Annotated in this window: 27 protein-coding genes; 21 read left to right on the top strand and 6 right to left on the bottom strand. The window is 44.2% G+C overall.

Annotated features, from left to right (window positions below; translation table 11 throughout):
• Window positions 1-90: 90 nt before the first annotated feature.
• Together VQ00_RS09625 and VQ00_RS09620 are read right to left on the bottom strand one after the other, a co-directional pair.
• Entirely contained in the window at window positions 91-711 is a 621-nt protein-coding gene (locus tag VQ00_RS09625; protein WP_082091525.1) for an HTH-type transcriptional regulator Hpr, read from the bottom strand.
• Window positions 712-823: 112 nt separating this feature from the next.
• Window positions 824-1,195, bottom strand: a complete 372-nt coding sequence (locus VQ00_RS09620) for a YtxH domain-containing protein (RefSeq protein ID WP_046179910.1) — start codon at window positions 1,193-1,195, stop codon at window positions 824-826.
• 124 nt (window positions 1,196-1,319) lie between these two features.
• Between VQ00_RS09620 and VQ00_RS18610 the strand changes: the two genes are divergently transcribed.
• Complete coding sequence (locus VQ00_RS18610) at window positions 1,320-1,472, top strand: hypothetical protein (protein ID WP_172645562.1); 153 nt, start codon at window positions 1,320-1,322, stop codon at window positions 1,470-1,472.
• Here the strand turns inward: VQ00_RS18610 and VQ00_RS09615 are convergent.
• On the bottom strand, window positions 1,463-1,873 hold the full coding sequence (locus tag VQ00_RS09615; RefSeq protein ID WP_046179909.1) for an HIT family protein: 411 nt from the start codon (window positions 1,871-1,873) through the stop codon (window positions 1,463-1,465). The two genes, VQ00_RS18610 and VQ00_RS09615, sit on opposite strands and share 10 nt — an antisense overlap.
• A 126-nt stretch (window positions 1,874-1,999) precedes the next feature.
• Between VQ00_RS09615 and VQ00_RS09610 the strand changes: the two genes are divergently transcribed.
• The 4 genes from VQ00_RS09610 to VQ00_RS09600 all read left to right on the top strand — a co-directional run bounded on the left by VQ00_RS09610 (window position 2,000) and on the right by VQ00_RS09600 (window position 4,614).
• Window positions 2,000-2,737: an ABC transporter ATP-binding protein gene (locus VQ00_RS09610; RefSeq protein WP_046179959.1), complete on the top strand. Its 738-nt coding sequence runs from the start codon at window positions 2,000-2,002 to the stop codon at window positions 2,735-2,737.
• Complete coding sequence (locus VQ00_RS09605) at window positions 2,734-3,942, top strand: ABC transporter permease (protein WP_046179908.1); 1,209 nt, start codon at window positions 2,734-2,736, stop codon at window positions 3,940-3,942. The genes VQ00_RS09610 and VQ00_RS09605 overlap by 4 nt, the downstream gene beginning before the upstream one ends.
• Window positions 3,943-4,043: 101 nt before the next feature.
• Window positions 4,044-4,283 (top strand): hypothetical protein, encoded by a 240-nt coding sequence (locus VQ00_RS17735; protein WP_052728459.1) that lies wholly within the window; start codon window positions 4,044-4,046, stop codon window positions 4,281-4,283.
• Entirely contained in the window at window positions 4,276-4,614 is a 339-nt protein-coding gene (locus VQ00_RS09600) for a phosphatase PAP2 family protein (RefSeq protein WP_052728456.1), read from the top strand. Before VQ00_RS17735 ends, VQ00_RS09600 begins: the two co-directional genes overlap by 8 nt.
• A 31-nt stretch (window positions 4,615-4,645) precedes the next feature.
• Here the strand turns inward: VQ00_RS09600 and VQ00_RS09595 are convergent, their stop codons facing one another.
• Window positions 4,646-5,155, bottom strand: coding sequence for an antibiotic biosynthesis monooxygenase family protein (locus VQ00_RS09595; RefSeq protein WP_046179907.1), 510 nt, complete (start codon window positions 5,153-5,155; stop codon window positions 4,646-4,648).
• A 177-nt stretch (window positions 5,156-5,332) separates the two neighbouring features.
• Between VQ00_RS09595 and hemE the strand changes: the two genes are divergently transcribed.
• The 8 genes from hemE to VQ00_RS09555 all read left to right on the top strand — a co-directional run bounded on the left by hemE (window position 5,333) and on the right by VQ00_RS09555 (window position 13,971).
• Window positions 5,333-6,364, top strand: coding sequence for a uroporphyrinogen decarboxylase (gene hemE / locus VQ00_RS09590; protein ID WP_046179906.1), 1,032 nt, complete (start codon window positions 5,333-5,335; stop codon window positions 6,362-6,364).
• 78 nt (window positions 6,365-6,442) lie between these two features.
• Window positions 6,443-7,387: a ferrochelatase gene (gene hemH / locus VQ00_RS09585; RefSeq protein ID WP_046179905.1), complete on the top strand. Its 945-nt coding sequence runs from the start codon at window positions 6,443-6,445 to the stop codon at window positions 7,385-7,387.
• Window positions 7,388-7,506: 119 nt separating this feature from the next.
• A complete protein-coding gene (locus VQ00_RS09580) occupies window positions 7,507-8,079 on the top strand; it encodes a TetR/AcrR family transcriptional regulator (RefSeq protein WP_046179904.1) in 573 nt (190 codons plus the stop codon).
• A gap of 66 nt (window positions 8,080-8,145) precedes the next feature.
• A complete protein-coding gene (locus VQ00_RS09575; protein WP_046179903.1) occupies window positions 8,146-10,428 on the top strand; it encodes a YhgE/Pip domain-containing protein in 2,283 nt (760 codons plus the stop codon).
• A 91-nt stretch (window positions 10,429-10,519) separates the two neighbouring features.
• Window positions 10,520-11,464 carry a hypothetical protein gene (locus VQ00_RS09570; RefSeq protein ID WP_046179902.1) on the top strand — a complete coding sequence of 315 codons (945 nt, stop codon included), beginning with the start codon at window positions 10,520-10,522 and terminating at the stop codon, window positions 11,462-11,464.
• A gap of 1 nt (window position 11,465) precedes the next feature.
• The gene (locus VQ00_RS09565; protein WP_046179901.1) at window positions 11,466-12,143 is read left to right on the top strand and encodes a response regulator transcription factor; all 678 of its coding nucleotides are present in this window, start codon (window positions 11,466-11,468) and stop codon (window positions 12,141-12,143) included.
• Window positions 12,140-13,513, top strand: coding sequence for a sensor histidine kinase (locus tag VQ00_RS09560; RefSeq protein ID WP_046179900.1), 1,374 nt, complete (start codon window positions 12,140-12,142; stop codon window positions 13,511-13,513). The genes VQ00_RS09565 and VQ00_RS09560 overlap by 4 nt, the downstream gene beginning before the upstream one ends.
• 2 nt (window positions 13,514-13,515) lie before the next feature.
• Window positions 13,516-13,971: a FixH family protein gene (locus VQ00_RS09555; RefSeq protein ID WP_052728455.1), complete on the top strand. Its 456-nt coding sequence runs from the start codon at window positions 13,516-13,518 to the stop codon at window positions 13,969-13,971.
• 57 nt (window positions 13,972-14,028) lie between these two features.
• Here VQ00_RS09555 and yhfH read toward each other — a convergent pair whose 3' ends face one another.
• The gene (gene yhfH, locus VQ00_RS18120; RefSeq protein ID WP_082091522.1) at window positions 14,029-14,160 is read right to left on the bottom strand and encodes a protein YhfH; all 132 of its coding nucleotides are present in this window, start codon (window positions 14,158-14,160) and stop codon (window positions 14,029-14,031) included.
• Window positions 14,161-14,307: 147 nt separating this feature from the next.
• Here yhfH and VQ00_RS09550 point away from each other — a divergent pair, with 147 nt between their 5' ends.
• The 4 genes from VQ00_RS09550 (at window position 14,308) to VQ00_RS09535 (ending at window position 17,796) form a co-directional block, all read left to right on the top strand.
• Window positions 14,308-15,042: an MBL fold metallo-hydrolase gene (locus VQ00_RS09550; protein WP_046179899.1), complete on the top strand. Its 735-nt coding sequence runs from the start codon at window positions 14,308-14,310 to the stop codon at window positions 15,040-15,042.
• 87 nt (window positions 15,043-15,129) lie between these two features.
• Window positions 15,130-16,680 carry a fatty acid--CoA ligase family protein gene (locus tag VQ00_RS09545; protein ID WP_046179898.1) on the top strand — a complete coding sequence of 517 codons (1,551 nt, stop codon included), beginning with the start codon at window positions 15,130-15,132 and terminating at the stop codon, window positions 16,678-16,680.
• A gap of 100 nt (window positions 16,681-16,780) precedes the next feature.
• A complete protein-coding gene (locus tag VQ00_RS09540; RefSeq protein ID WP_046179957.1) occupies window positions 16,781-17,494 on the top strand; it encodes an AzlC family ABC transporter permease in 714 nt (237 codons plus the stop codon).
• Window positions 17,491-17,796 carry an AzlD domain-containing protein gene (locus tag VQ00_RS09535; protein WP_046179897.1) on the top strand — a complete coding sequence of 102 codons (306 nt, stop codon included), beginning with the start codon at window positions 17,491-17,493 and terminating at the stop codon, window positions 17,794-17,796. The genes VQ00_RS09540 and VQ00_RS09535 overlap by 4 nt, the downstream gene beginning before the upstream one ends.
• Window positions 17,797-17,906: 110 nt before the next feature.
• On the opposite strand, the gene VQ00_RS09530 is transcribed toward VQ00_RS09535, so the two are convergent.
• The gene (locus VQ00_RS09530) at window positions 17,907-18,140 is read right to left on the bottom strand and encodes an IDEAL domain-containing protein (protein ID WP_046179896.1); all 234 of its coding nucleotides are present in this window, start codon (window positions 18,138-18,140) and stop codon (window positions 17,907-17,909) included.
• Window positions 18,141-18,312: 172 nt separating this feature from the next.
• Between VQ00_RS09530 and VQ00_RS09525 the strand changes: the two genes are divergently transcribed.
• The 4 genes from VQ00_RS09525 to addA all read left to right on the top strand — a co-directional run bounded on the left by VQ00_RS09525 (window position 18,313) and on the right by addA (window position 26,704).
• The gene (locus VQ00_RS09525) at window positions 18,313-18,879 is read left to right on the top strand and encodes a competence protein ComK (protein WP_046179895.1); all 567 of its coding nucleotides are present in this window, start codon (window positions 18,313-18,315) and stop codon (window positions 18,877-18,879) included.
• 35 nt (window positions 18,880-18,914) lie between these two features.
• Complete coding sequence (locus VQ00_RS09520) at window positions 18,915-19,484, top strand: TVP38/TMEM64 family protein (protein WP_046179894.1); 570 nt, start codon at window positions 18,915-18,917, stop codon at window positions 19,482-19,484.
• 91 nt (window positions 19,485-19,575) lie between these two features.
• Complete coding sequence (gene addB, locus VQ00_RS09515) at window positions 19,576-23,046, top strand: helicase-exonuclease AddAB subunit AddB (RefSeq protein WP_046179893.1); 3,471 nt, start codon at window positions 19,576-19,578, stop codon at window positions 23,044-23,046.
• Window positions 23,033-26,704: a helicase-exonuclease AddAB subunit AddA gene (gene addA, locus VQ00_RS09510; protein WP_046179892.1), complete on the top strand. Its 3,672-nt coding sequence runs from the start codon at window positions 23,033-23,035 to the stop codon at window positions 26,702-26,704. Before addB ends, addA begins: the two co-directional genes overlap by 14 nt.
• Window positions 26,705-26,712 lie beyond the last annotated feature (8 nt).

Genomic DNA, 26,712 nt, shown 5'->3' with positions numbered 1-26,712 from the left:
AAAGGGATTGCTTTCATAATTTACGACGGCGCCAGGGAAAAAGCAAGCATAATTTTTATGACATAAAAAAACATCCGGCTGGCAATTTGCTTACCCGGATGTTTGAGAACGTTCAGCCCGCTTTAATTCTCTATCTTCTTCATCAAAATCCCGCTCAATATTATGAATAGAGGTCTCGAAAATGTCCATGAAATCATCGCCATAAATATTTTTAATAATAGCCATCAATTCGGAGAGATCTGGGAATTTTCCGAATAGCTCACGCAGAGGTTCACTGCCGGAAAACACGAGATTGGACTCAGGATCATATTGTTCCATTAAATTAAAGATTAAATCATCGCCGGCAGGTGTAATCTCAATATACGTATTCCGCTTATCATCTTCTTTTTTAGAAAATGTAAGAAGTCCGCGTTCTTCTAGTTTTTTGGAAAAGTTAAACGCTGTTGATACGTGCATAACACCAAAATTAGCCACGTCGGAAATAGAAGCGCCTTTTAAATGATGGGCAATCCATAAAATATGATGTTCATTAATATTCAAATCATATGGTTTGATCCACCGCTGCCAATCTTTTTCGACCGCTTTCCATAATGCTTTTGAAAGCTGGGCCATTCGCTGGCTGAACATAAAGGCTTCTTTCATCGTATATTGATGAGTCGACGTTGATTCACTTGTTTTATTAATGTCTTCCACCTCAAATCTATTATTCATTGATTTATATTATGCCAATAAAATAAAAAAATAGAAAGAGGAAATTCGCAAAAATTTCGAATAAGCTGAAAAATAAAAATACACGGAAGGAACAAGATCCCTTCCGTGTCTGTTATTTTCCCGATGCCGGCGGCTGTGGCAGGCTTTCCTGCAAATCTTCCACCGTTTTTTGAATGTTGGTAATTTCTTTTTGAAGTGCCTGTTTGTTTGGTTCAATGCTTTCTTTCCAAAGCGCAGCATTTACTTTAATACTATTGACTTTGTCCGGTACCTCTTGTTTCGCTGTCTCAACAAGGCGTTTTACCGATTCTTTTACTTGGCCCGCGTTACCTTTAATTTCCATCGCGCTCAGTTTAGCAGACACTTGCTTGTCTTTCAAGTTTGCCCGTGTGTCCCGGCCGCTCGTTGGAGCGCTTAAAAGCGCGGCAGAAGCACCGGCTGTAATACCGGCTGCAATACCTGTAAAAAATGCTTTTTTATTCATTTTTTCACCTCATCATTCATTCTTGTTTATTTTACACATACATATATATGATATAATTCCCGAAAAAATGTGGAACAAACGTATGAGAAGGAGTCGATGTCATGCAAGGGCTTATTTTTGCTTTATGATGGAGCGGATTTATTTTATTTACAAGCATGCTGTACCACATAAAGGAAGCGCAAAAAAGCGAGAACCGCTTATTGAAAAAAGAGCCGGCCGGTTCGGCTTGATGAGTGCACTTTCGCTCGCAGCGGCTGTGCTGCTTACTTACAGGTGAGACTGGATCGCAGCGGCGATGCCTGCAAGGTCATGGCTGCCTTTATTTTCTTTAAAAACCGGATGGAAGCCGTCATCAAATCCGTAGCGCGGAATTAAATGCATATGGTAATGAAAAACCGTCTGTCCAGCTGTTTCTCCGTTATTATTTAATAAGTTCAGTCCTTTTGGAGAAAAAGCGGATTGAATCGCATCGGCCACTTTTTTCACCGATTCAAACAATGGACCAGCTATCTCTTCATCCAGCTCAAAAATGTTTTCTTTATGTACTTTCGGAATGATAAGCGTGTGGCCTTTTGTTACTTGGCTGATGTCTAAAAAGGCATAGACGTTCTTGTCTTCATATACTTTTGCGGACGGAATGTCTCCGTTTGTAATTTTGCAAAAAATGCAGTTATCCATAGTCAGCACTCCTTTTATATATTGGTATGAAAAGTGTAGCATATATTCCGGATGCAGGGAACTATGTGAAGCAGGCATAATTTTGATATGATACGTGTAACGATTGAGAAGAAAGGGCGTTTTGGAATGTCATTATTATCTGTGGAAAATATCACCGGCGGTTACACACGAAAGCCGGTGCTGCACGACGTTTCATTTGAGGTCGGCAAAAGCGAGCTTGTCGGACTCATTGGCTTAAACGGTGCTGGCAAAAGTACGGCCATCAAGCACATTATTGGTTTGATGGAACCATCAAAAGGAAGTGTCACGATCAATGAACTGACGCTCGAACAAAGCCCGTCTGACTACCGGCGCCAGTTTTCATTTGTACCGGAAACGCCGGTGCTTTATGATGAGCTGACACTTGAAGAGCATATGCGTTTAACGGCGATGGCATATGGCTTGTCAGAAGCAGAGTATGAGCAGCGCATCGGCCCGCTTTTAAAAGAATTCCGTCTTGACGCAAAAATGAAATGGTTCCCTGCTCATTTTTCAAAAGGGATGAAACAAAAAGTAATGATTATGGGCGCTTTTTTAACGGAGCCGTCGCTTTACATTATTGACGAGCCGTTTGTCGGCCTGGACCCGCTTGGCATTCGGTCGCTGCTTGATTTAATGAATAAGATGAAAGAGAGCGGCGCCGGTATTTTAATGTCGACGCATATTTTAGCAACAGCAGAAAAATATTGTGATACGTTTATTATTTTGCATGAAGGGCGTGTGCGTGCAAAAGGAACAATGGATGAGCTGCGTCGTGACTTTCACATGCCGGATGCTGCGCTAGATGATATTTATGTGGAACTGACAAAGGAAGCGGTGCTATGAAGTTTTCAGCAAATGCTATGTTTAAAGAACGTGCAGCTGCTTATTACGCGGAAGTTCGCAAATATACGCGCTACATGCTGAATGACCACTTGCTGTTTGTGCTCGTGTTTGCGCTTGGTGCACTTTTGTATTATTACAGCGGCTGGGTGGAAACGATTGACGGGACCTTTCCAGCACCGCTTATTATGGCTATTGTACTTGGAGCGGCTCTTGCTTGGAGCCAGGTTTATACGTACATAAAACAGCCTGATACCGTCTACTTGCTGCCGCTTGAAAGCGAAATGAAGCCTTATTTTCAAAAAGCAGTCTGGACAAGCTTCGCGGTGCAAAGCTATATTTTAATCGCACTATTGGCATTTGCAATGCCAATGTATGCGAAGGCGGAAGGAACCGGATTTGGCAGCTTTTTTCTGTTTTTGGGTGCCGTACTTGCCGCGAAGCTGTGGAACCTGTTTTGCCGGCTGAAAGCATTAAATGTGCCGTCGAATGATGTGCGTATTGTTGACATGGCAGCTCGTCTGCTGATCAATACTGCTTTTTTATTTGCCGTCTTTTCTTTAGAATATGGCATTGCCGGAATTGCTATTCTCATCATGGCTTATTGGCTCTTTTATATGAACCGCGCTGGAAATCGGCCGTTAAAATGGGAGCTGCTGACCGAGCTTGAAGAAAAGAGAATGGCCGCTTTTTACCGGCTCGCGAATATGTTCACGGACGTTCCGCATTTACGCGGAACGGTAAAGCGCCGCGCGTGGCTTGATGGGCTGCTGCCGGGTCCGGGTAAAGGAACATACACCTATTTGCTTCACCGGACGTTTGTGCGCATGAATGAGTATATTGGGTTGTACATTCGGCTGACGGTGATCGGGGTGCTTATTATTGGATTCAGTGGTTTGCTGCCGGTCCAATTGATTGCCGCGCTGTTATTTTTATATTTAACTGGCTTTCAGCTGCTGCCGATTTCTGCAAGGCACGGGTATGTGATCTGGACACAGCTGTATCCGGATGGGGAAGAAGGCAGGCAAAAAGCGGTGCAGCATCTCCTTATGCGCGTAATGATGGTCGAATCTATTGTATTTGGTGTTTCGGCATTGTCCGGAGGATTGCTTGGTGGAGCGATTGTTCTATCCGCATCGATTGCGTTTACGATTTTCTTTGTTGGGATGTACACCCCGTCAAGGCTGGAAAAAATGAACCGATTTTAAAGAGCTTCTTGTCTGTAGTATGGCATTAGGCAGATAGTCATCCTACACTGATGAAAAACAAGACAGAGGTGTAGAAGTTGCTGGCTGGGAGTTTCATATGTTTGATTTTATTTACCATTTTACTGTTTGAATTTGATTCCGGCTGGGCATCCATTATTGATGATGGGGTGATGCATGCATTCGGCGATGTATCTTTTTTAGCAGCATGCCGCTTTCTTGGTTCAGAGCTCGTTTTAGGCGGCGGAGCAGTTCTGTTGATTTTATTTCTTTTTTGGAAAAGAAATAGGGGGGGGCATTACAGCGATTTTAATCGGTGTAGGCGGCGGAAATCTTTTGAATAAAGCGCTGAAAGAATGGATAGCACGGGAACGGCCGCCTTTTCCGCACAGAGAAGACGGATTTAGTTTTGTTAGCGGTCATGCGATGGTGGGCATCATTTTTTATTTGCTTTTTGCATACTTCATGAGCTTTTATGCAGGCACAACGGTGATATTTTATACAGCAGCGCTGATGCTGGGATTTTTATCCGGCATGAGCCGGGTAGCGGACAACGCGCATTATGCGACAGATGTCCTCGCTGGCTGGCTGCTTGGCGGAGGCGTATTTCTTTTCATCGCCTTTTTCTTGAACAGGCAAATAATACAGCAGGCAAATCGTAAATCGTACAGATAAAGCCATGGGATGGACATCCATCCCATGGCTTTTAGTTTTCTTCCGGAACTGTAAAGGTTGTTAAATAAGAAGCACCGGAAAAAATATTTGGACGTTTGTCGAGACCTTCTTCTGTTCCGCGTTTTTTATGAGCTTGATTATAGGCTTCAGACGACTTCCAGTTTTCAAATGCTTTAACATTTTCCCATTGTGTAAAGATAACATACGTATCTGAGTCGAGTGGACGCAGCACACGAATTGAGACAAATCCCGGCTCGTTTTCGATCGCGCCGGCCCGGTTTTTAAAGCGGTGCTCAAAAAGGGGTCGTCCTTCATCTGTCACAGGAATGTTGTTCAGAACCACGTATCCCCGGTCTCCAATCTCTCCAGAAGTGTCCACGACCTCATAACGGCGTGGTGATGAAAATACAGTTTTCCCATTCGTCTCATGGATGAGTGCGGCTCCTTCTGCGCCATCCATCAGCACCATTTTTTCCGCAGCGTGTTTTTGTTTAATCGTTTTCAAAAAGTCGTATGTTCCGCTTGTAATAAATACATTCATCTTTCATCACCTCAAGTAATAGTATATCTTTTTCTGTACCCCTCTTTCCAATTTCAACACATTCCTTTGGCGAATTTGCGAACAACACATCCTTTTAGTGAAATGTACCGGGCAGTAGGCTATAATAATCAATAGTGATTCTAAACTGTCATAGTTGAAAGGTGGCACTCTATTCATATGAGGCATTTGAACGATACATTTTTAAAAGCGGCACGAGGCGAAAAAACCGATTATACGCCGGTCTGGTATATGCGTCAGGCGGGACGTTCGCAGCCGGAATATCGGAAGTTGAAAGAAAAATATTCACTGTTTGAAATAACGCATCAGCCGGAAATCTGTGCGTATGTAACGCGTCTGCCGGTCGAGCAGTACGACGTCGATGCGGCGATTTTATATAAAGACATTATGACACCGCTCCCGTCCATCGGTGTGGATGTGGACATTAAATCAGGCATCGGTCCGGTTATTTCCAACCCGATTCGCTCGATGCATGATGTTGAAAAGCTGGGTGAAATTGATCCGGAAAGCGATGTGCCGTATGTACTTGAAACAATCCGCCTCTTAACAGAAGAGCAGCTCAATGTTCCGCTCATCGGATTTGCAGGTGCCCCGTTCACATTAGCCAGCTACATGATCGAAGGCGGTCCATCTAAAAATTACAATAAAACGAAAGCGTTTATGTACGCGGAGCCAAAAGCGTGGTTTGCGTTAATGAATAAACTGGCGGATATGACGATCACATACGTTCGCTCTCAAGTAAAAGCGGGCGCTAAAGCCGTACAAATTTTTGATTCATGGGTGGGCGCGTTAAATGTGGCCGATTACCGGACATTTATTAAACCCGTCATGGAACGCATTTTCAGTGAGCTGCGTTCTGAAAATGTGCCGCTCATTATGTTTGGTGTTGGCGCGAGCCATTTGGTGCAAGAGTGGCACGACCTGCCGCTTGACGTAGTGGGATTAGACTGGCGCATGCAAATTTCGGAAGCGCGTGAAATGGGCTTGACGAAGACATTGCAGGGGAACCTCGATCCATCAATTTTGCTGGCTCCGTGGGACGTGATTGAAGAGCGCGCAAAAGCGATTTTGGACCAGGGCATGGCGTTGCCAGGCCATATTTTCAACCTTGGGCACGGTGTATTCCCGGAAGTGAATCCGGATACGCTCAAGCGCCTAACGGCATTTGTCCATGAGTATACATCGAAATAAACATTTCATTTTTAAACACATGTTTATTTCGTGACACAATAATAGACAAAACAATGAATTAAACGAGGTGGAATCAGCATGGCAAAAAAAACGATGGGTCTTCTTGTCATGGCGTACGGAACGCCTTACAAGGAAGAAGATATTGAACGGTACTACACGCATATCCGTCACGGCCGCAAGCCGTCAGATGAAGCGCTGGAAGATTTAAGAAGCCGTTATGAAGCGATTGGCGGTATTTCACCGCTTGCAAAGATTACTGAAGAACAGGCGCAAGGCTTGACTGACTTTTTAAACAAGATGCAGCCGGACGTTGAATTTAAGCTGTATATAGGCTTAAAGCACATTGAACCATTTATTGAAGACGCTGTTCATCAAATGAAAAAAGACGGCATTGAAGAAGCCGTTTCAATCGTGCTTGCCCCGCATTTCTCCACGTTCAGCGTGAAGTCATATAACGGACGTGCGGCGGAAGAGTCTGCAAAAATTGATGGCCCTTTGATTACATCCATCGAAAGCTGGTACCATGAGCCGAAATTTATCCAATATTGGGCAGATCAAATTCAGGCAACAATTGAAACGATGACAGACGAAGAAAAGAAGCAATTTGTTTTAATCGTCTCTGCCCATAGCCTGCCGGAAAAAATTATCGCGGCAGGTGATCCTTATCCGCAGCAATTAAAAGAGACAGCGGACTTGCTCGCAGGGGCGGCAGGTGTAGAACAATACACTGTCGGCTGGCAAAGCGCCGGCAATACACCGGAGCCGTGGATCGGACCAGACGTGCAGGATTTAACGCGTGAATTGTATGAACAAAACGGCTATAAAGCATTTATGTATGTACCGGCCGGGTTTGTTGCCGATCATCTCGAAGTATTATTTGATAACGACTATGAATGCAAAGTGGTAACAAATGAAATTGGCGCCGGCTACTACCGTCCGCCAATGCCGAATGCCCGTCCGGAGTTCATTGAAGCGCTCGGTGATGTCGTCATTAAGCATTTAAAAGAAGAAGGAAAATTATAATCTACATCCCGCCGGCTTCCGGCGGGATTTTTGTGTTGACAATACAGTGAAACAAGCATAAAATACTCATTGGAACGAAATGACCAAAACGTTATTTTGGTCAAAAATGAGGTGTTTAGATGGTGTCAGAGCGAAAAAAAGATATTATCGAGGCCGCAACAAAGTCGTTTACACTGTTTGGCTATAAAGCAACAACGATGGATCAGGTGGCGAAACTGGCTAACGTTGGCAAGGGGACAATTTACACGTTTTTTAAAAATAAGGAAGAGCTGTTTGAAGACATTTTAACCACGCTTATTAAGGAAATGAAGGAAGTGGCGGAAGCGGTCATGGATCCAACGCAATCTTTTCATGAAAATGTCCATCGCGCCCTTTTTGAAATACTGGCATTTCGGACGAAGCATCAGCTGGCAGTCAAGCTGTTTCAAGAAGAAAAAGAAATGGGCACACCGGCTGTAGCAGAAGCGCTGAAAAAAATGGAAGATGCAATTGTCAGTTATATTGCAGTTCAAGCGAAAGAAGCGATGGAACGGGATGAAATTCAACAGACAGATCCTGAAATTGCCGCATTCGTTATGCTGAAACTGTACATTACGCTCGTTGTAGACTGGGAACGGCGTGGCAGTGCGCTGTCGAAAGAAGATATTGCCAGATTGTTTGAGCTATATGTATTTAAAGGATTGTCTCAATAGCGTCAGTCCTTCTTTTTTGAAAATAAATGACCAAATGAACAAAATGGTCATTTTGGAGGTACAAATATGTTTTGGAGAGAATTAAAAGAGATCGCTAAAAATCGGATGCTGCTCATTTCCATTATTGCTGTCATGTTGATTCCGCTCTTGTATTCTGGCGTTTTTTTGTGGGCGTTTTGGGATCCGTACGGACATTTAGACCAGCTGCCGGTTGCAGTCGTGAATAGCGACAAAGGGGCAGAGTTTGAGGGAGAAACGTTCAAAATTGGTGATGAACTGCAAAAAGAACTGGAAAAAAACAATGACTTTGATTTTCATGTTGTAACAAAAAATCAGGCATTAGACGGCTTAAAGCAGCAGGAATATTATATGATGATTGAAATACCTGAAAACTTTTCAGAAAACGCAACGACATTGATGGACGAAAAGCCAGAAAAGCTTCAATTAATTTATACATCAAATGAAAGCTATAATTTTGTCTCTTCGCAAATCGGCCAGTCGGCGATGAAAGAAATACGCGCTTCCATTCAAAAAGACGTCACGAAAACATACGCCGAAACGATGTTTGATACCATTAAAAAAATGGGTGATGGGTATGCGGAAGCGGGAGAAGGAGCTGGGAAGCTTGATGAAGGTGCTTTAAAGATAACAGACGGAACGAATGAATTAAAGAAAAATCTTGAAACGCTTGCTGACAGCTCTATTTCTTTTTCATCGGGCATTGACGAGGCCAGCGCGGCGGCAAAAGAAGTGGCCGCTGGGGCAGCCACGCTTTCAGACGGCCTCGACCAGCTTTCAGACGGCCAGACGAAGCTTTCTGATGGCGGCAAACAGCTGCAGACCGGAACGGATCAGCTCGTGTCAGGGACAGCGGCACTCCAAAATGGTTTAGTGTCAGCGAACACGAATATGCCAAAGCTGATTGACGGGACAGCATCAGCCAAAATTGGTGTAGATCAATTCCGTGAGCAAATACCCGCATTGACGGACGGGACAGCTTCCATTGCGTCAGGTGCAAATGATTTAAACGCCGGCATGGAACAGTTTGAAACAGAACTGAAAAACCAAATCGGTGCGGCACAAAAAGCTCAAATGGAGCAGCTCATGCCGGTGCTGTCCCAAGTCATGACAGAAGAGCAGCTGGACGCAATGAACAATGAAATGGCGGTACAGCAAGAATCATTAAACGCCGGAATTTCATCCGGATTTGATGAATTGCAAGGTGGAAGCACACAAATCGCATCAGGTGCAAATGAGTTAAATAAAGCTGTTTCAGGAACAATGACTGACAAAATGGCGGAACTTTCATCCGGTCTTGAAGACATCCAATCCGGTCAGGAGCAGCTGCAGTCTGGACTTGGAGATCTTGCGACAGGAGCGGGAAATCTGCATGATGGGGCAAAAGAACTTCAGTCAGGGGAGCAGACTCTTGTATCGGGCTTGGAAACGATCACTCAAAAAACAGCCCAAGCCAAAACAGGAGCGAATTCTCTTGCCAAAGGGGCAAGCAGTCTTTCAGAAGGATTAACAGAACTGGCTGGTGGATCACATCAATTGTCAGATGGAGCCGGAAAACTTGCAAATGGGTCAACGGAGCTTGCAGAAGGCTCAAAAGAATTAGAGCAGGGAACGAAGGAGCTTCAGACAGAGCTGTCAAAAGCAGCGGATGAAGCAGGCGATGTCAGAGCAGATGAGGGAACATATGATATGATGGCGGAACCGGTCCAAGTGGATAAGAAGTCGTTTCACGAAGTGCCGAATTACGGAACAGGCATGGCACCGTACATGCTGTCGCTTGGCTTGTTTGTCGGCGCCATTATGCTGACCATTATTTTTCCGTTAAAAGAGCCGCCGGAACAGCCAAAAAGCGGACTTTCCTGGTACGCGGGCAAGCTTGGCATCTTTTTGCTTGTCGGTGCATGTCAGGCAGCGGCGGCATCGATCTTTTTGCTCGGTGTCCTCCATTTGGATGTACAAAGTGTTCCACGGTTTTTCCTGCTGGCGCTTATCGCAAGTGCATCGTTTATGACACTCATTCAAATGCTGGCAACTATCCTGGGGAATCCAGGGAGGTTTATCGCTGTCCTCATTTTGATCGGCCAATTAACGGCAAGCGGCGGGACATTCCCGTTGGAGCTTATTCCTAAGGCGCTCCAGCATGTAACAGGCGCCCTGCCGATGGCATACTCAATTAATGGATTCCGGGCTGTCATTTCAAGCGGTGATTATGCGTTTATGTGGCGAAATGCAGCCGTATTAATCGGATTTGCTTTATTTAATATTACGGTGACGGGCATTTACTTCCGCGGCCAGTTTAAAAAACAATATGGACGGCTTGAAGCTGCATAAGGCGGCTTTAGCCGTCTTTTTTTGAAAATTTTTCACACTTATTTCACACCCATTCATTATAATAAAGGGAATAACGGGGAGGAATGCGTGATTGAAAAAATTCATGTTGGCGGTGATTTTGCTGCTTACCGGCTGCAGTCAGGCATCATTTGAACCGGTATGGAGTGATGAATTTGCCGCCATTTTAACAGTACAGGAGCCCGGTTTAACATTTGTGGACTCAGAGGGTGCCATACTTGCTGAATGGGCATTTGATGAACGATATACAGGCGGGGTCTTATTTGATGAGACGATTCTTTTATATGGAACAGAGCTTGACCGCGCTGTCTTGTATTCAACGAAAACAGGTAAAAAACTCGCTGCCTGGACTGTGCCATCAGGCATTACCGGCGCGGCTTTTATAAACGAAACAAAAGAAGTTGCTTTTTCAGTGAAAAAAGATGGGGCTGTTCATTTTTTTAACAGCGAAGGACAGGAAACGGAAAAAACACAAACGGGACGCTATCCGATGACGATGCTTGAACATAAAGAAAAATTGTATATTATTAATTATCAAGACACGGTGCTGTCGGAAATCAATATCCATTCGCATAAGGTGGACCGGGAATTTGCCATTCCGACATCATCTGCCGGTTTAGCTGTCAATGGAGCAAAAAAAGAATTATGGGTCGGCGGACACGGATATGGAACGGAGGCGGGTGAAACAATTCACGTCTATTCACTCCAAACAGGTTCACTCACTGCCACAGTAGATGCACCGGTTATGCCGATCGCTTTTGCGGAAAAAGGCGGCTATGTATATACGGCAAGCCATGGGTCCAACAAACTATACGTGTTTAATCCGGAACGGAAAAGCGCGGCGGGAATAGAAGCGCCAGCGAACCCTTTTTCGGTTGCCGTGCTCGGTAACCGCGTGATTTCTGCCGGTTATGACAGCGGCACTGTGTCTTTTTACAAAGAAAAAACGCTTAAGAAAATAAAAACGGTCGATATCGGCAAAGGACCGTTTATGATTTTTATAAAAGAAGGTGAATAAAATGTCTCATTTATTAATAGTAGATGATGAGCAGGATATGGTGGATTTGGTGACGATGTATATGGAAAATGCGGGCTACACCGTCAGTTCAGCATTAAATGGAGATGAAGCGGAAGAAAAGCTGAAAGAATCCCATCCCGATCTTATCATTTTAGACTTAATGATGCCTGGACGTGATGGATTTGCCATATGTGAATCCATTCGTTCATACAGCGACGTCCCGATCATTTTTTTGACTGCCCGCGGTGAGGAATGGGACAAAGTGCGGGCGTTTTCAATCGGCGGAGATGATTATATCGTTAAGCCATTTTCACCAGGTGAAATGACCGCTCGCATTCAAGCGGTGCTTCGCCGGTTTGGCAGAGTGGATGAAAAAAGAGAAACGATCCGGTACCAGACTCTTTCGATCGATGTGCATTCCCGGGCAGTGAGAGTGGATGGCGCGGCTATTCAGCTGACGATGAAAGAATTTGATCTGCTCGTCCTTCTTGCTAAAAAGCGAGGCCGGATTTTTTCACGCGAGGAGCTGCTTGAAACAGTATGGGGAACGGAATACAGCGGCGGTACCAGAACGGTAGACACACATATTAAAACACTTCGGATGAAACTGAAGAATGAAGGAGCCTCCATCGAAACCGTTTGGGGGATTGGCTATAAATTTGTGGATGGCGCTGTATGACATTTGGAAAAAAGTTATGGATGACGCTGTTTATTTTCGTCATCATCGCAGTTGGGGCCGCGTTTGGACTCGCATACATGCTTTACGAAAAACTATATGTAGAAAGTGTCAAAACCGAACTGGCAGAAGCGGCGGGAAATCTTTCCAACGATTATGAAGGAGGAGACTTGGATGCGGCATTTGTGGATCAGGTTAATTGGTTCAGTGAAAAATCATCATTTGAAGCATTTGCCGTTCATAATCCGAGAGAGCTTGCCGCCTGCATTCCCTATGAAGCAGACTATGAAACGTTAATTGGTCCGGAAGAGCGGGCACAGTTGCTTGAAAATAAAATGATTGAAGAAACCGGTTACTCAGAACGGTTTGACCGGCAAATTATTTCAGTTATTTATCCGCTGTTAGACGAAAAACAGTTAAAAGGAATTATTTATTTATATGTCCCGCTTGAGCGGATTGACGAACTTGTCTCAAGTCTCGTCATGTTTTGGGCAGCTGGAGCTGTTTTATTAATGTCACTTCTTTTGTATGGAGGGCTGAAGTGGACTGATTATGTTACAAAACCGCTTGAAAACATGAAAAATGCGGCGGTCCGCTTATCTAAAGGAGATTATAAAGCACGTGTGCCGGCTGGTTCAGAAGACGAATTCGGTCAGCTCGCCCGCACATTTAATGAGATGGCCAACGCTATTGAAAAAGAAGATGAACAGCGAAAAACATTTATTGCGACCGTCTCGCATGAGCTTCGTACGCCGCTCAGCTATATAAAAGGATACAGTGAGGCTGCGATTAATGGCATTGGACATCCAAAACAACAGCTCTCGATTATTCATCGTGAATCCATTCGAATGGAGCGTCTTGTGAATGACTTGCTCCAATTGATCCGTCTTGATTCGGGTAAAATGAATATGGAAAAAACACTCATTCCGCTTGCTGATCTTGTCTATCGGACGGTTGATATCTTTCGGCTGAAGCATAATCATTTTCAGCTTGATGTGGATGAAGAAACGATTGTGAACGGGGACGAAGGCAGACTGAGCCAAGTCATGACCAATATTCTGGATAACGCGGTGCGTTATTCAGAAAAGAACAAACCCATTTATATTACGTTAAAACAAGAAAAAAACATTGTTAAATGGATTGTTCGCGATACTGGAGCCGGCATGCCGGAAGATGAGATTCCAAAGATTACAAGCCAGTTTTACCGCATTAATAAAGCACGAACTCGCCATGATGGCGGTTCAGGGCTCGGCTTGTCGATTGTAAAACAAATTGTCGAACGCCATGATGGCGAATTAATAATCGAAAGCGCAGCAGGAGCAGGAACAACAGTCACTGTTATACTGCCGGCACTGATAAAAGAAGGAGAATGAACATGAAGAAACAGATGGTCTGGTTTATGATGATTCTTGTGTTTATGCTTGCAGCATGTACGCCAAAAGAAGAACAGGCGGAAAATCAGCCGCCAGTACCAATTGAAGCTGCATTATCTTTACCAGAAAAAGCCGACTTAAATGAAGAAGTCACGATTTCTACAGTAGTGACACAAGACGGGGAGCCAGTAGATGATGCTGACGAAGTGAAGTACGAAATATGGAAAGAAGGCTTAAAGGAAGACAGCGAGATGCTTGATGCCGTTTCAGAAGGAGACGGGTTCTATACTGTTGAAAAAATGTTTAATGAAGAAGCGGCGTATTACGTGCAGGTGCATGTTACTGCAAGGAACATGCACACTATGCCAAAATCAGCCATTGCGATCGGAAATGCGGTTATTCCGGCTGATGTGAAAGAAGAAACAACGGATCACGATATGGAATCAATGGATCATTAAAAAAAACCCACCGGCCAAGGCGTAGCCGGTGGGTTTTTCATGGAATTGGCGGTATGCTTACAGGTCTTTCGATGCACACGTTGTGCACGTATTGCTGTAGCAATCATGCTGCTCTTCAATATGTGAACCGCAGCTTGCGCATTGTTTAGCCGGAAGGTTTTTGAAAAATTCAACGATATTTGTGATCATGTCATTTCCTCCTTTGTTATATAACTGTTTGATTTGTTACTTGTATTGTATTATAACAGACGGAAATCGTCAACCGTTTTCAGAAAATTAATTTTATTTTTTTGGAATGAGGGAATAAAATAAACAAATAGAAAGGGGCAACTATTTATGAATATAACAATACTCGGCTGCTGGGGCGGATTTCCAAAAGCTAATGAAGCAAGCAGCGGTTATTTAATTGAACAAGACGGATTTAAGCTGCTCATCGACTGCGGCAGCGCTGTCCTATCGAAACTGCAAAATCATTTAAAGCCGGCTGAACTGGATGCTGTCATTATTTCTCATTATCACGCTGATCATATTGCGGATATCGGTGTCTTGCAGCATGCACTGCTCATTGATTCGTTCACCGATAAAATGAGAAACGAACCGCTTCCAATCTATGGACATAATGAATCAGATGGGTTTGGGGCGCTGACGTACAAAAACATAACAAAAGGAATTGCTTATGATCCAAAGAACGCACTTCACGCCGGGCCATTCTCGATTTCTTTTTTGAAAACAGATCACCCGGCGCCCTGTTACGCCATAAAAATAACGGACGGGAATGACACAGTCGTTTATACGGCGGACACGGCTTATAAAAAAGAACTCTCTTCCTTTGCGGTGGGTGCAGACGTACTGCTGGCTGAAAGCAATTTTTATAAAGGAATGGATGGGGCGTCCGCCGGTCATATGACAGCTGAACAGGCGGGAATGCTCGCACGCGAAGCCGGCGTAAAAACGTTAGTTTTAACTCATTTGCCGCACTTTGGAGAGTTGGATCAGCTTACAAGAGAAGCATCCGAACAATTCAATGGAACGATTTTGTTGGCGGAAGAAAATATGGAGGTTGGATTGTAAGCCGCAGGTTGCGGCTTTTTTTCATGTCCTGTATAATAAAAGAAGCAAAAATGAATGATTATTCATTAATGAAAAGGGGATGGAAGGATGAATGCATCACTGGCACTTGAACAAACCGCTTCAGCTCATGCAGGCAAAACTGCTTATACGTTTCTACACACGTCCGCCACATATGGTGAGCTAAACGAAACAGTCACGCGATTTGCCGCAGGCCTGCAATCGCTTGGCCTTCAAAAAGGCGACCACATCGCTTTACTGCTCGGCAACTCGCCGCATTTTATTATTGCGTTATACGGGGCAATGCGGGCAGGCGTCACTGTTATTCCGGTAAACCCTATTTATACACCAAGTGAAATCAGTTATATTTTGCAAAATGGCGATGTAAAAGCTGTTGTCATGCTGGATTTACTACTTCCGGCCGCAGAAAACATGCATGAAAGCCTGCCGTCAGTTGAGCATTACATCGTATGCGAATCAGGAGATGAACGTGCGGCTGGAATTACAGCATCCTCATTTACTATCTATTCTAAAATGAAAGCGTTTTCTGAAGTGTTGGCAAACGGAAATGTTTTGCAGAGTCCTGACATACATGAAGAAGACACAGCGGTTATATTATATACGTCAGGCACAACAGGCAAGCCAAAAGGTGCGATGCTTACTCATAAAAATATTTATTCAAATGCGCGGGATGTTGCCGACTATTTATCGATTACAGAGAAGGATACAGTCATAACAGTCCTGCCGATGTTCCACGTATTTTGTTTGACTGTTGTCTTAAATGCTCCAATTGTCAGTGGAGCAGAAATGATTATTTTGCCGGCATTCAGCCCGAAGGAAGTGTTCAAAGCTGCGAAGGAAAAAAAAGCAACTATTTTTGCGGGCGTGCCGACAATGTATAACTTTTTATTTCAACTTCCGGACTCGAATCCGGCTGATTTTTCATCGATTCGGCTTTGTATTTCAGGAGGCGCTTCGATGCCGGTTTCTCTTTTAGAACAGTTTGAAAAGAAATTTAATGTGCAAATTTCTGAAGGATATGGCTTGTCAGAAGCAAGTCCGGTTACCGCTTTTAATCCGTTGGACCGGCCGCGTAAAGCGGGTTCGATCGGCTGTTCTATTTCAAATGTGGAAAACAGGGTCGTCAATGAACTCGGAGAAGAAGCAGTACCAGGCCAAGTGGGAGAGTTAATTGTAAAAGGACCCAATGTAATGAAGGGCTATTATAAAATGCCGGAAGAAACAGGGGCGGCCATTCGTGATGGATGGCTGTACACAGGCGATTTAGCCCGCCGGGACGATGAAGGCTACTTTTATATCGTAGACCGGAAAAAAGATTTGGTTATTGTTGGGGGATACAATGTGTATCCGCGTGAAGTGGAAGAAGTGCTGTATGAACACGATGACATTGTTGAAGCAGCAGTACTCGGCGCTCCCGATCCGGATTACGGAGAGGCAGTTCTCGCTTTTGTTGTTCAGAAAGGGAATTCACTTACGGAAGAGGATGTTCTAAATTATTGCAAGGAGAGGCTTGTTTCATACAAAGTGCCAAAATCGGTTGAGTTTTTGCAGGAGCTGCCAAAAAACACAACTGGAAAGATTTTAAGAAGATCATTAAAAGATCAAATTGTCAAAAAGTGATAAAAAGCGCGCGTGCTGAAAAGGCACGTGCGTTTTTTATATTGTTTATGTATACACAAAGGAGTATAATTTGTGGGAAATTAAAAACGGAGGAAATAAAATGGAAACAACTGCTGCTGCACAAAGTGAGTTTAAAGATGGCCTTGCTGCTGGAACAGGTATTGCCATTGGATATGTACCAGCAGCCCTTACCTACGGCTTGCTGGCAAAAAGTGCTGAGTTAACGTTTATTGAAACGATGTCATTAAGCATTTTTGTATTCGCCGGAGCGGCGCAATATATTGCTCTAAGCCTCATTACGATCGGAACGGGAGTTTTTGAAATTGTGCTGACAACGTTTATTTTAAACATCCGTCATTTCCTTATGTCGGCTGCTTTAAATGAAAAAGCGGAAGAAGAAGCGATGTGGAAAAAAGCGGCGTATTCGTTTGGGGTCACGGATGAAACTTTTTCGGTTGCTGCGATGAAAAGCGGTTCGATTCATTCTTCTTTTATGGCCGGTCTTATTCTCATTTCTTATTCAAGCTGGGTACTTGGTTCAGGACTCGGGTTTGTAGCGGGAAACGCGATGCCTCCTGTTGTTCAGGAAAGCATGGGGATTGCTTTATATGCGATGTTTATCGGATTGCTCGTTCCCTCGCTTAAAACAAGCTTAAAAGCAGTCATTCTTGCCGTAACCGCGGCAGTATTAAACTGTATTTTTACATATTCAGGTGCGCTCTCAAGCGGATGGGCTATTATTATTTCAACACTTATTGCGTCTATTAGTATTGAAGTGGCAGGCCAGGTAAGACGAAAGGGAGAAATCGAATGAGCACGACAATGGCATCCATCGTTTTAGGAATGACTTTCGTCACATATATTCCGCGTATGCTTCCGTTTGTGCTTCTGAGAGGAAAAGAGCTGCCTTCTTTTTGGCAGGGCATTTTAAAGAATGTTCCATATGCGACGCTCGGTGCGCTCATTTTTCCGGGTGTTTTAAACTTTCATGAAAACATATCGTTTGCCCTGATCGGAGCCGCTGCGGCTTTTCTAATTGCTTTTACAGGTGCGAATATTATCATAACGGTTCTTGGATCGATTGGGATTTTAACGGTATTATCACTTTTTTCATAAGGAGGGTATATACGCGCTCAAAAAGCACCCGTATCAATTAAGATACGGGGCTTTTTCGGTTAAGTTAATTGGGGTTTTCATCGCTTGAGGAATCAGCATGAAGGAGTTCATTAAGATACCTTATAAGTTTTCTCCAAGCGGTTTAATTCATTAGATAAAGTAATAAATGCAGAACGGTCACCTTGATCAAGAGAAAGATCAATTTTTTCCATTAATGCTGCTTTTTCTTTTTTGTATAGAATATCGCTAAGGAAGCTGTCGATAAATTCACTGATTACTGTTTTCTCTGTTTCACGGGGCATCGGGGACTTCATCATCTCAGCAAAATAATTATTGTTTTCCATTTTTAATCACCTCGGATACCTTTTTTTTATTATATGGGATTTCAAACAACTAATCAACAGAAAGTTTTAAATTTTTAGAAAATTATTTCTCGTGGCGAATGGGACAAATTTACCGTAAAATAGTAAGATAAAGAAGTGTGAATAAATGAAAAGAAGCGGGTGAACCAAAGAAATGAACAATCAGCCGGTTAATGAAAAAAACGAATATACGATCAATGAAAACACACTTTTTTTAGAGCCGGTTCGTTATGGAGAATATACTAAAGTATATGAAAAAAACAGTGAACCGGTAATGATAAAAAAAACACCATTGAAAATTATTCGGCAAAGCTGCATTCGCTACCTTTCAACTTATGATGGGAGAAGAGAAGCTTCTGCCAGGGTGCTTGGCATCAATCGGAAAGTTCCTATTAATGTTGACCATTTGAAAGGTACTTATCTATTCCCGACGATTTCTCATTTAAAACCTGATTGTGTATGGATTACCCTTTCTCATTTAAAATATTTGGAAAAGATAGATAAAAAACAAACGAAAATCACGTTTGTGGATGATCAATGGATTGTCGTTCCTGTATCGCCTCTTGCGGTTCATAATCAGATTATGATGACCAAAGCACTTTATGAGCGGGGCAATGCAGCGACACCGTCTATTCGAACAGAAAAAGTTGCTCGCGCTCACTATGTGGTAGGTGTGAAAGAAAACGTTATTTCGTTTTTTCATCCGCGCAAAAGGGAATGAGGAGTACAGGATGGATAATGAAAGGGAATAATTAGATGAATTTTTCAACAAATCAAATTATGGAGTGGATTCAGCGGTATGAATCATTTGGACCGCTTCCTGGCTTTTTACTGCCGCTTCTCGAAGCATTTTTGCCTTTTTTGCCTTTGTTTGCTTTTGTGCTTGCAAATGTAAATGCCTTCGGACTTTGGCTTGGCTTCCTTATTTCCTGGGGAGGAGCTGTAACAGGTTCTTTTATTGTCTTTTTACTTATTAGGAAATTTGGACAGCAGCGCATTTTAACATTTCTGCAGCGAAATAAACAAGTGAGTCAAATGATGAATTGGATTGATCACCACGGCTTTGCGCCAGTGTTTTTGCTGCTTTGCTTTCCATTTACACCTTCTGCAATCGTAAATGTAGTCGCAGGTTTGTCACACATTAGCGTCGTCCAATATTTATTTGCAGTCATGGCAGGGAAAACGGTGATGATTTTTACGATCAGCTATGTTGGCCATGACGTTTTTGCACTCATTCATCAGCCGGGTAAGACTGCTATTATCATAGCAGTTATGGCTCTTTTATGGGCAGGAGGCAAACAGCTGGAAAAACGTCTTCAAAAATAAAAAACCGTAAGAACGTGGTTTTTTATTTTTTGAATTTTGACCGAACGTATGATCTTTGATATAGTGAAAGTAAATAAAAGGAGGAATCCGGATGGCATTGCAATTTATTATTGGACGTTCCGGTTCAGGAAAAACAGAGCATATCATCAATGAAATAAAAGAACGTCTCCGCCGGCTGCCTGACGGAAAGCCAATCATCTATATTGTGCCGGAGCAGATGTCGTTTCTGTCAGAATATCGCCTCGCCTCAGATCAGACCCTCGGCGGCATTATTCGGGCACAAGTGTACAGCTTTACGCGGCTTGCATGGCGCGTGTTACAGGAAGAAGGCGGCATGAGCAGACAGCACATTACACCAGCTGGACGCAATATTTTAATCCGGAAAATTATCGAAGAACATCGCAATGACTTGGCTGTTTTCTCAAAAGCGGCCGATAAAACAGGGTTTGTCAGCACGGTTGAACAAATGCTGACTGAATTTCGGCAATATTTAATTTCGCCGGATGAAATGGCGGAGCACCGAAAACAGGTCCCCGCTGCACTTGCAGACAAACTAAGTGACTTACAAACAATCTACTCTTCCTACGATCAAGCCTTAGCTGGCAAATATACGGACTCCGAAGACTATATGAGGCTTTTGGCAGAAATGGCCGCAAATTCTTCTTACATACAAGAAGCGGACATTTATATAGATGGATTTCACAGTTTTACACCACAAGAATATGAAGTCATCCGTGTGCTGATGAATTCAGCAAACGACGTAACCATCGCTTTAACAGTAGATCGTCCATTTCGGAATGAAGACCCGGTTGATACCCATCTGTTCCGGCTGCCGGGACGTTCCTATCATGATTTATATGAACTTGCGATTGCAGAAGAGATTGATATAAAAAAAGATCTTATTATATATGGACATAAGCGTCAGGAGGCCGCTTCGCTTATTCATCTTGAAATGCAATTTGACAAACGTCCGGCGAAACGTTCTAAAAACAGTGAAGGAATGTCTATTTGGCAGGCGGCAGGCAGGCGTGCTGAAATCGAATCGGCTGCGCGCGAAATCCGTCGTCTTTCCCGTACTGAAAATCTGCGCTATAAACAAATGGCGCTGCTTGTTCGGAATGGTGAAGATTATCGATCGATCATTGAAACTGTTTTTGATGATTATAGCATTCCATTTTTTATCGATCAAAAACGGCCGATGCTCAACCATCCGCTCGTTGAACTTATTCGTTCGTCACTAGAAGTCATTGGCGGAAAATGGCGGTATGAAGCGATTTTTCGTGCGGTGAAAACAGATTTGCTTTTTTCGTTTGATCAGCCGCGCGAAAAAATTCGCCGCAGCATGGATTTGCTTGAAAATTACGTGCTTGCCCACGGCATTTACGGGGAACGATGGACGAACGGCGAGCGCTGGACATACCGCCGTTATATGGGGCTGGAATTTACTTCGGTTGCCCAGACAGATGAAGAGCGTTTATTTGAAAACCAATTAAACGAAATGAAAGAGTTTATTGCTGCACCACTTTTTAGATTGGAAAAGCGTCTGAAAAGAGCAAAGAATGCTATGGAATGCTGTCGTGGACTGTATCAATTTATTGAAGAACTTCACATTCCAGAAAAAATGGAGCAGCTTTCAATGGAAGCAGAAGAGCGCGGGGAACTGACGGAAGCTGCTCAGCATAACCAGGCATGGGACGCGGTGATCGGCATGCTTGATGAATTTGCGGAAGTGGCCGGCGATGAAGAAATGGATGCGAAAAAATTCGCCGCCGTTTTGGATGCCGGGCTTGAAGCACTGGAATTTTCTATCGTGCCGCCGGCAGCCGACCAGGTCATCATCGCCAATCCGGAAAAATCAAGGCTTGCCGACATTCACACAGCCTTTATCGTCGGTATGAATGATGGTGTCTTTCCTTCCCGTCAAATGGAAGGAGGCATTTTGGATGATGAAGAAAGGGAAGCACTTCTTTCTTCCGGGATGCATGTTGCACCTGGCAGCAAAACGAAACTGCTCGATGAAGAACTGATCGCATACCGGGCGTATACAGTACCATCAAATCGTCTGTACGTTTCGTGGCCGATTGCCGATGCAGAAGGAAAATCATTACAGCCGTCCCCTTATATAAAAAGAATGCATGAGTGGTTTGAGCACATAGACAAGGTCATTGTTGCCAATGATCCGGCTGATCTGCCGGCAAAGGACCAGCTCGCTTACATTTCCCATTCGGAACCAACGTTATCATATTTAACGTCCCAGCTTCAGCTGAAAAAGCGAGGATATCCCATTTTTTCATTCTGGTGGGATGTATACAATGTTTATATAGAAAGCAACGCAAAAAAAGCTGGATTTGTTCTTGATAGTTTGTTTTATGAAAATAAAGCGGATCCGTTAAAAGAAGAGACAAGTCTTAATTTGTACGGAACCGATATGATTGCAAGTGTATCGAGAATGGAGACGTTTCATTCATGCGCGTTTAGCCATTTTGTCCGTCACGGCTTAAAGCTTCGCGACCGGCTCGTCTATCGCCTTGAAGCGCCGGATATTGGAGATTTATTCCACGGGGCACTGAAATGGATCGCGGAAGAAGTAGAAAAAAGAGGGCTGAAATGGCCGGAGCTGACACCGGAACAATGTAAATCCTTTGCAAAAACAGCAGTGGAGGAGCTGGCGCCAAAGCTGCAAAATCGAATCTTAATGAGTTCGCATCGACACATATATATTCAGAAAAAATTAGAACAAATTATTGCACGTGCATCGACGGTACTTAGTAATCAGGCGAAGGTGAGCGGTTTTTCACCGCTGGGCATTGAACTCGCTTTCGGTCCGCGTTCAGAATTGCCGCCGCTCGTTTTTGAGCTGAAAAATGGGGCGCGTATGTCGCTTGCGGGCCGTATTGACCGGGTCGATCGAGCAAAAGGAAAAGAAGATACGTATTTGCGGGTGATCGACTATAAGTCAGGCAGCCGGGATGTGGACATGACAGAGATGTACTATGGATTTGCGATGCAAATGCTGACATATCTTGATATCGTTGTCACGAATGCACCACTTTTAACCGGGACTGAAGCACGTCCAGGCGGCGTTTTATATTTTCATGTTCATAATCCTTATTTGAATACGAAAAAATTCCTGACCATTGATGAGATTGAAAAAGAACTGTTGAAAAGCTTCCGTATGAAAGGACTTGTGCTTGGAGAAGACGAAGCGATTCATTTAATGGATGAACAGCTTGAGACGGGAGATTCGCTCATTATTCCAGCAGGATTTAAAAAAGACGGAACGTTGTCGGCACGTTCAAAAACGGCGGATGATGGAGATTTTGAAGCGATGAGAGGGCATGTACGCAGCTTGTATGAAAAAGCGGGCAACGACATCGTCTCCGGACGAGTCGATATTACGCCGTATCGTTACAATAAAAAAACGCCGTGTACATTTTGTTCGTATCGGCAAGTGTGCCAATTTGATGACACGCTTGAAGAAAATCAGTACCGAACCATCCGCCCGAGAAAAAATGAAGAGATTATCGCAATGATGAAGGAGGAAGACGATGAACAGCTATAACATTCCGGTCAAGCCGGATGATGCACGATGGACAGACGATCAATGGAAAGCCATTTATGCAGAAGGAAGCGACATTCTTGTCGCCGCGGCGGCTGGTTCCGGGAAAACGGCCGTTTTAGTCGAGCGGATTATTCAAAAAATGATTCGTGATGAATCGCCGATCGATGTGGATGAGCTGCTTGTCGTTACCTTTACCAATGCGGCGGCGGCGGAAATGCGGCAGCGGATTAGCGAGGCGCTTGAGCAGGAGATTGAAAAAAATCCTGCTTTGAGTCGTCTTCGCCGCCAGCTTCGCTTATTAAATAAAGCGTCCATTTCTACCCTGCATTCATTCTGTTTGGAAGTGATCCGAAAATATTATTACATGATCGATATCGACCCGGGTTTCCGGATCGCTGATGATACAGAAGCGGTGTTAATTCGGGATGAAGTGCTTGAAGACTTGCTTGAAGAAGAATACGCTAAACCGGACAATGACTCTTTTTTTACATTAGTTGATACATTTTCTGGCGACCGGAGTGATGTGGAACTACAAAAATCGGTTATTCGATTATTTGACTTTTCAAGATCACACCCTGATCCAGACCGCTGGCTAAAAGAGCTGTCTTCTTTGTATGAAGCGACGGGGACAATCGACGATCTTCCTTTTATCGATCCATTAAAAAAAGATATCCGTTTTCAGCTTGATAGTGCACTTTCCTTGCTAGAGGAAGGGTTCATGATGACTGAATTGCCGGGAGGCCCCACGCCGCGGGCTGAAAATTTCACAGTCGATAGCGCGATGGTAAAAACACTTATCCAATGTGAAACGTGGGAAGAATGGTACAACGCTTTTCAACATGTAAAATTTCCAACATTGAAAATGTGTAAAGGCGACGAGTATGATGAAGAGCTGAAGGAACGGTCTAAAAATGTCCGGGACCAAGCAAAAAAAATGGTCAATGAATTAAAAGATACCTTTTTTTTACGAAAGCCGGAAAACTGGCTGAATGATTTAAATGAGATGAAGCCCGTTGTGGAACGTCTTTCGCAGCTCGTTCTCACGTTTTCAACGCGCTATGCTGATGTGAAGCGGGGGAAAGGCATTACAGACTTCAGCGACTTAGAGCATTACGCGTTAGCCATTTTAATCGAAAATGGGCAGCCTTCAAAAGCAGCCGAAGCATACCGGCGCCGCTTTAAAGAAGTCCTCGTGGATGAGTACCAGGATGTCAATATGGTGCAGGAAACGATTGTCAGGCTGGTTTCCGAAGATGACGAACAGTCGGGTAACTTATTTATGGTAGGCGACGTAAAACAATCCATTTACCGTTTTCGCCTGGCGGAACCAGGTCTTTTTCTCGGCAAATATAATCGCTTTAACCGAGATGGTCTCGGGACAGGATTGAAAATTGGCTTGTCCCGTAATTTCCGAAGCCGAAAAGAAGTGCTGGACGGCACGAATTATGTATTCCAGCAAATCATGGGAACCGAAGTCGGAGAAATCGCATACGGAGAAGCAGAATCACTCGTTCCAGGAGCGTTCTATCCGGAGGCGGAATGCCCGATTGAAGTGGCGGTTATTAATAGTGACGGCTCCGAAGAAATAGACGAAGATGAAATGGATCGGGAGGATGCGGAGCAATCTCAGCTTGAATCGCGCTTCATCGCGTCAAAGGTTAAAGAGTTAATCCAATCAGGCCACCTCATTTATGATTCAAAAACGAAGTCAGAACGGCCGGTCCAATATCGGGACATTGTTATTTTAATGCGCTCACTCACGTGGGTTCCGGAGATGATGGAAGAATTTAAGCACGCTGGCATTCCTGTATACGCCAACACGTCCGGCGGCTATTTTCAATCGACGGAAATTTCGGTGATGCTGTCACTGCTTCATGTGATCGATAATCCATTTCAAGATATTCCGCTTGCGGCTGTGCTTCGTTCACCGATTGTCCGTTGTACAGAAGATGAAATGGCTTCTATTCGACTTTCGTCTAAAAAAGGAAGTTACTTTGAAGCGCTGCTTGCGTTTATGCAAAACGGAAACAGCGATGCGTCGTTAAAAGAAAAAGTGAGTCCATTTGTCAAGCGGCTTGAAAGATGGCGTTCGATCGGCCGCAGCGGTGCATTGTCGGACCTTATTTGGGCGCTGTACCGCGATACACAATTTTACGCATTTGCGGGCGGGATGCCAGGCGGAAAGCAGCGGCAGGCCAATTTGCGTGCACTTTATGACCGGGCACGGCAGTATGAAGAAACATCGTTTCGCGGTTTATTCCGCTTTTTACGGTTTATTGAGCGGATGCGTGAGCGGGGGGACGATCTTGGAACAGCCCGTGCACTATCTGAACAGGAAGATGTTGTCCGCATTATGACGATTCATGCGAGCAAAGGGCTTGAATTTCCTATTGTGTTCACTGCAGCGGCCGGACGCAAGTTTAATATGATGGATTTAAATGGCCGGGTGCTATTTGATAAAGAGTACGGAATCGCTGTTAAATACATGAACCCAGAAAAAAGAATTGCTTGGCCGTCGCTCGTTCAACTTGCTTTTCAGCGTAAAAAGAAACTGGAGCTTCTGGCAGAAGAAATGCGTGTTTTGTATGTTGCGATGACCCGGGCGAAAGAAAAGCTGATTATCACAGCATCTATGAAAAAACTCGAGAAAAAAATGGACAGCTGGACGCTGGCAGCAGATCATCCGTCGCTGCTGCTTAGAGACGCGGTCCGGGCATCCGCTTCATCGTACGCCGATTGGATCGGTCCCGCGCTTATGCGCCACAACAATTTAAATGGCAGTCATGCTCACTTTTTAGATCATCCGTCGCGCTTTCAGTTTTCGGTGTTAGAAGTAGACAGCTTGCTGGTCACAGAAATAGAGCAAAAAGAGCAAGAAGAATCTTGGATGGACTTGATCAAAAAACGCCAGCCTTATCCTGAACAATCTGACGCGAAAAAAGAAATCGAAAAACAGATGACATGGCAATACAGTTTTTCAGAAGCAGTTCGTCTTCGCTCTAAACAATCAGTCTCAGATTTGAAAAGGTCAAACGACATTTACAGTGAAGGGGCGTCAAATGAGACGGCGCGTTCATATCGGCGTCCGATCTTCCGGCGCCCGCGCTTTGTGCAGGAAAAGCAGCTTTCGCCTGCTGAAGTGGGAACGGCAGTCCATACCGTCATGCAGCATGTTGACTTACGCCAAGCTCCATCTGAGGTGGCAGTAGAGCGGCTTCTTGAAACACTGATTGAAAAAGAACTGCTGGCCGTTGAACAGGCAGAAGCGGTAGACGCAGGGGAGGTAGCGGCTTTCTTTGCAACAGAGCCGGGCCGTATGCTGCTGGCTGCGGATCAAGTCCATCGTGAGTTGCCATTTAATATGGGCATGACGGCGCGAGAAGCGGGAATGGGCGAATCGGATGAAAGTGTACTTATTCAAGGAGTCATTGACTGCTTGTTTGAATACAAAGGAAATCTTTATTTGCTTGATTATAAAACAGACGGTATAACGGACAGATTTGCCGGCGGTTTTGATGAAGCAAAGCCGATTTTGGCAAAGCGGTATGAAATGCAAATTGCTCTTTACGCTAAAGCAGTTGAGCGAATTTGGAAACGTCCGGTCGAAAGGAAATTTGTCTTTTTCTTAGACGGCACTCACGTCGTGGAATATGCGTAATCAATCCC

Source organism: Domibacillus tundrae (assembly GCF_000970675.1).
GTDB classification, from domain to species: domain Bacteria; phylum Bacillota; class Bacilli; order Bacillales; family Domibacillaceae; genus Domibacillus; species Domibacillus tundrae.
The sequence above is the reverse complement of the archived record's forward strand: the minus strand, read 5'-3'. Positions and strand labels throughout refer to the sequence as shown.

Excerpts from the sequence above, each read along its gene's own strand:
- VQ00_RS09625 (WP_082091525.1), bottom strand. The coding sequence starts at position 711 with ATGAATAATAGATTTGAGGTGGAAGACATTAATAAAACAAGTGAATCA.
- VQ00_RS09620 (WP_046179910.1), bottom strand. The coding sequence starts at position 1,195 with ATGAATAAAAAAGCATTTTTTACAGGTATTGCAGCCGGTATTACAGCC.
- VQ00_RS18610 (WP_172645562.1), top strand. The coding sequence starts at position 1,320 with ATGATGGAGCGGATTTATTTTATTTACAAGCATGCTGTACCACATAAA.
- VQ00_RS09615 (WP_046179909.1), bottom strand. The coding sequence starts at position 1,873 with ATGGATAACTGCATTTTTTGCAAAATTACAAACGGAGACATTCCGTCC.
- VQ00_RS09610 (WP_046179959.1), top strand. The coding sequence starts at position 2,000 with ATGTCATTATTATCTGTGGAAAATATCACCGGCGGTTACACACGAAAG.
- VQ00_RS09605 (WP_046179908.1), top strand. The coding sequence starts at position 2,734 with ATGAAGTTTTCAGCAAATGCTATGTTTAAAGAACGTGCAGCTGCTTAT.
- VQ00_RS09595 (WP_046179907.1), bottom strand. The coding sequence starts at position 5,155 with ATGAATGTATTTATTACAAGCGGAACATACGACTTTTTGAAAACGATT.
- hemE (WP_046179906.1), top strand. The coding sequence starts at position 5,333 with ATGAGGCATTTGAACGATACATTTTTAAAAGCGGCACGAGGCGAAAAA.
- hemH (WP_046179905.1), top strand. The coding sequence starts at position 6,443 with ATGGCAAAAAAAACGATGGGTCTTCTTGTCATGGCGTACGGAACGCCT.
- VQ00_RS09580 (WP_046179904.1), top strand. The coding sequence starts at position 7,507 with ATGGTGTCAGAGCGAAAAAAAGATATTATCGAGGCCGCAACAAAGTCG.
- VQ00_RS09575 (WP_046179903.1), top strand. The coding sequence starts at position 8,146 with ATGTTTTGGAGAGAATTAAAAGAGATCGCTAAAAATCGGATGCTGCTC.
- VQ00_RS09565 (WP_046179901.1), top strand. The coding sequence starts at position 11,466 with ATGTCTCATTTATTAATAGTAGATGATGAGCAGGATATGGTGGATTTG.
- VQ00_RS09560 (WP_046179900.1), top strand. The coding sequence starts at position 12,140 with ATGACATTTGGAAAAAAGTTATGGATGACGCTGTTTATTTTCGTCATC.
- VQ00_RS09555 (WP_052728455.1), top strand. The coding sequence starts at position 13,516 with ATGAAGAAACAGATGGTCTGGTTTATGATGATTCTTGTGTTTATGCTT.
- yhfH (WP_082091522.1), bottom strand. The coding sequence starts at position 14,160 with ATGATCACAAATATCGTTGAATTTTTCAAAAACCTTCCGGCTAAACAA.
- VQ00_RS09550 (WP_046179899.1), top strand. The coding sequence starts at position 14,308 with ATGAATATAACAATACTCGGCTGCTGGGGCGGATTTCCAAAAGCTAAT.
- VQ00_RS09545 (WP_046179898.1), top strand. The coding sequence starts at position 15,130 with ATGAATGCATCACTGGCACTTGAACAAACCGCTTCAGCTCATGCAGGC.
- VQ00_RS09540 (WP_046179957.1), top strand. The coding sequence starts at position 16,781 with ATGGAAACAACTGCTGCTGCACAAAGTGAGTTTAAAGATGGCCTTGCT.
- VQ00_RS09535 (WP_046179897.1), top strand. The coding sequence starts at position 17,491 with ATGAGCACGACAATGGCATCCATCGTTTTAGGAATGACTTTCGTCACA.
- VQ00_RS09530 (WP_046179896.1), bottom strand. The coding sequence starts at position 18,140 with ATGGAAAACAATAATTATTTTGCTGAGATGATGAAGTCCCCGATGCCC.
- VQ00_RS09525 (WP_046179895.1), top strand. The coding sequence starts at position 18,313 with ATGAACAATCAGCCGGTTAATGAAAAAAACGAATATACGATCAATGAA.
- VQ00_RS09520 (WP_046179894.1), top strand. The coding sequence starts at position 18,915 with ATGAATTTTTCAACAAATCAAATTATGGAGTGGATTCAGCGGTATGAA.
- addB (WP_046179893.1), top strand. The coding sequence starts at position 19,576 with ATGGCATTGCAATTTATTATTGGACGTTCCGGTTCAGGAAAAACAGAG.
- addA (WP_046179892.1), top strand. The coding sequence starts at position 23,033 with ATGAACAGCTATAACATTCCGGTCAAGCCGGATGATGCACGATGGACA.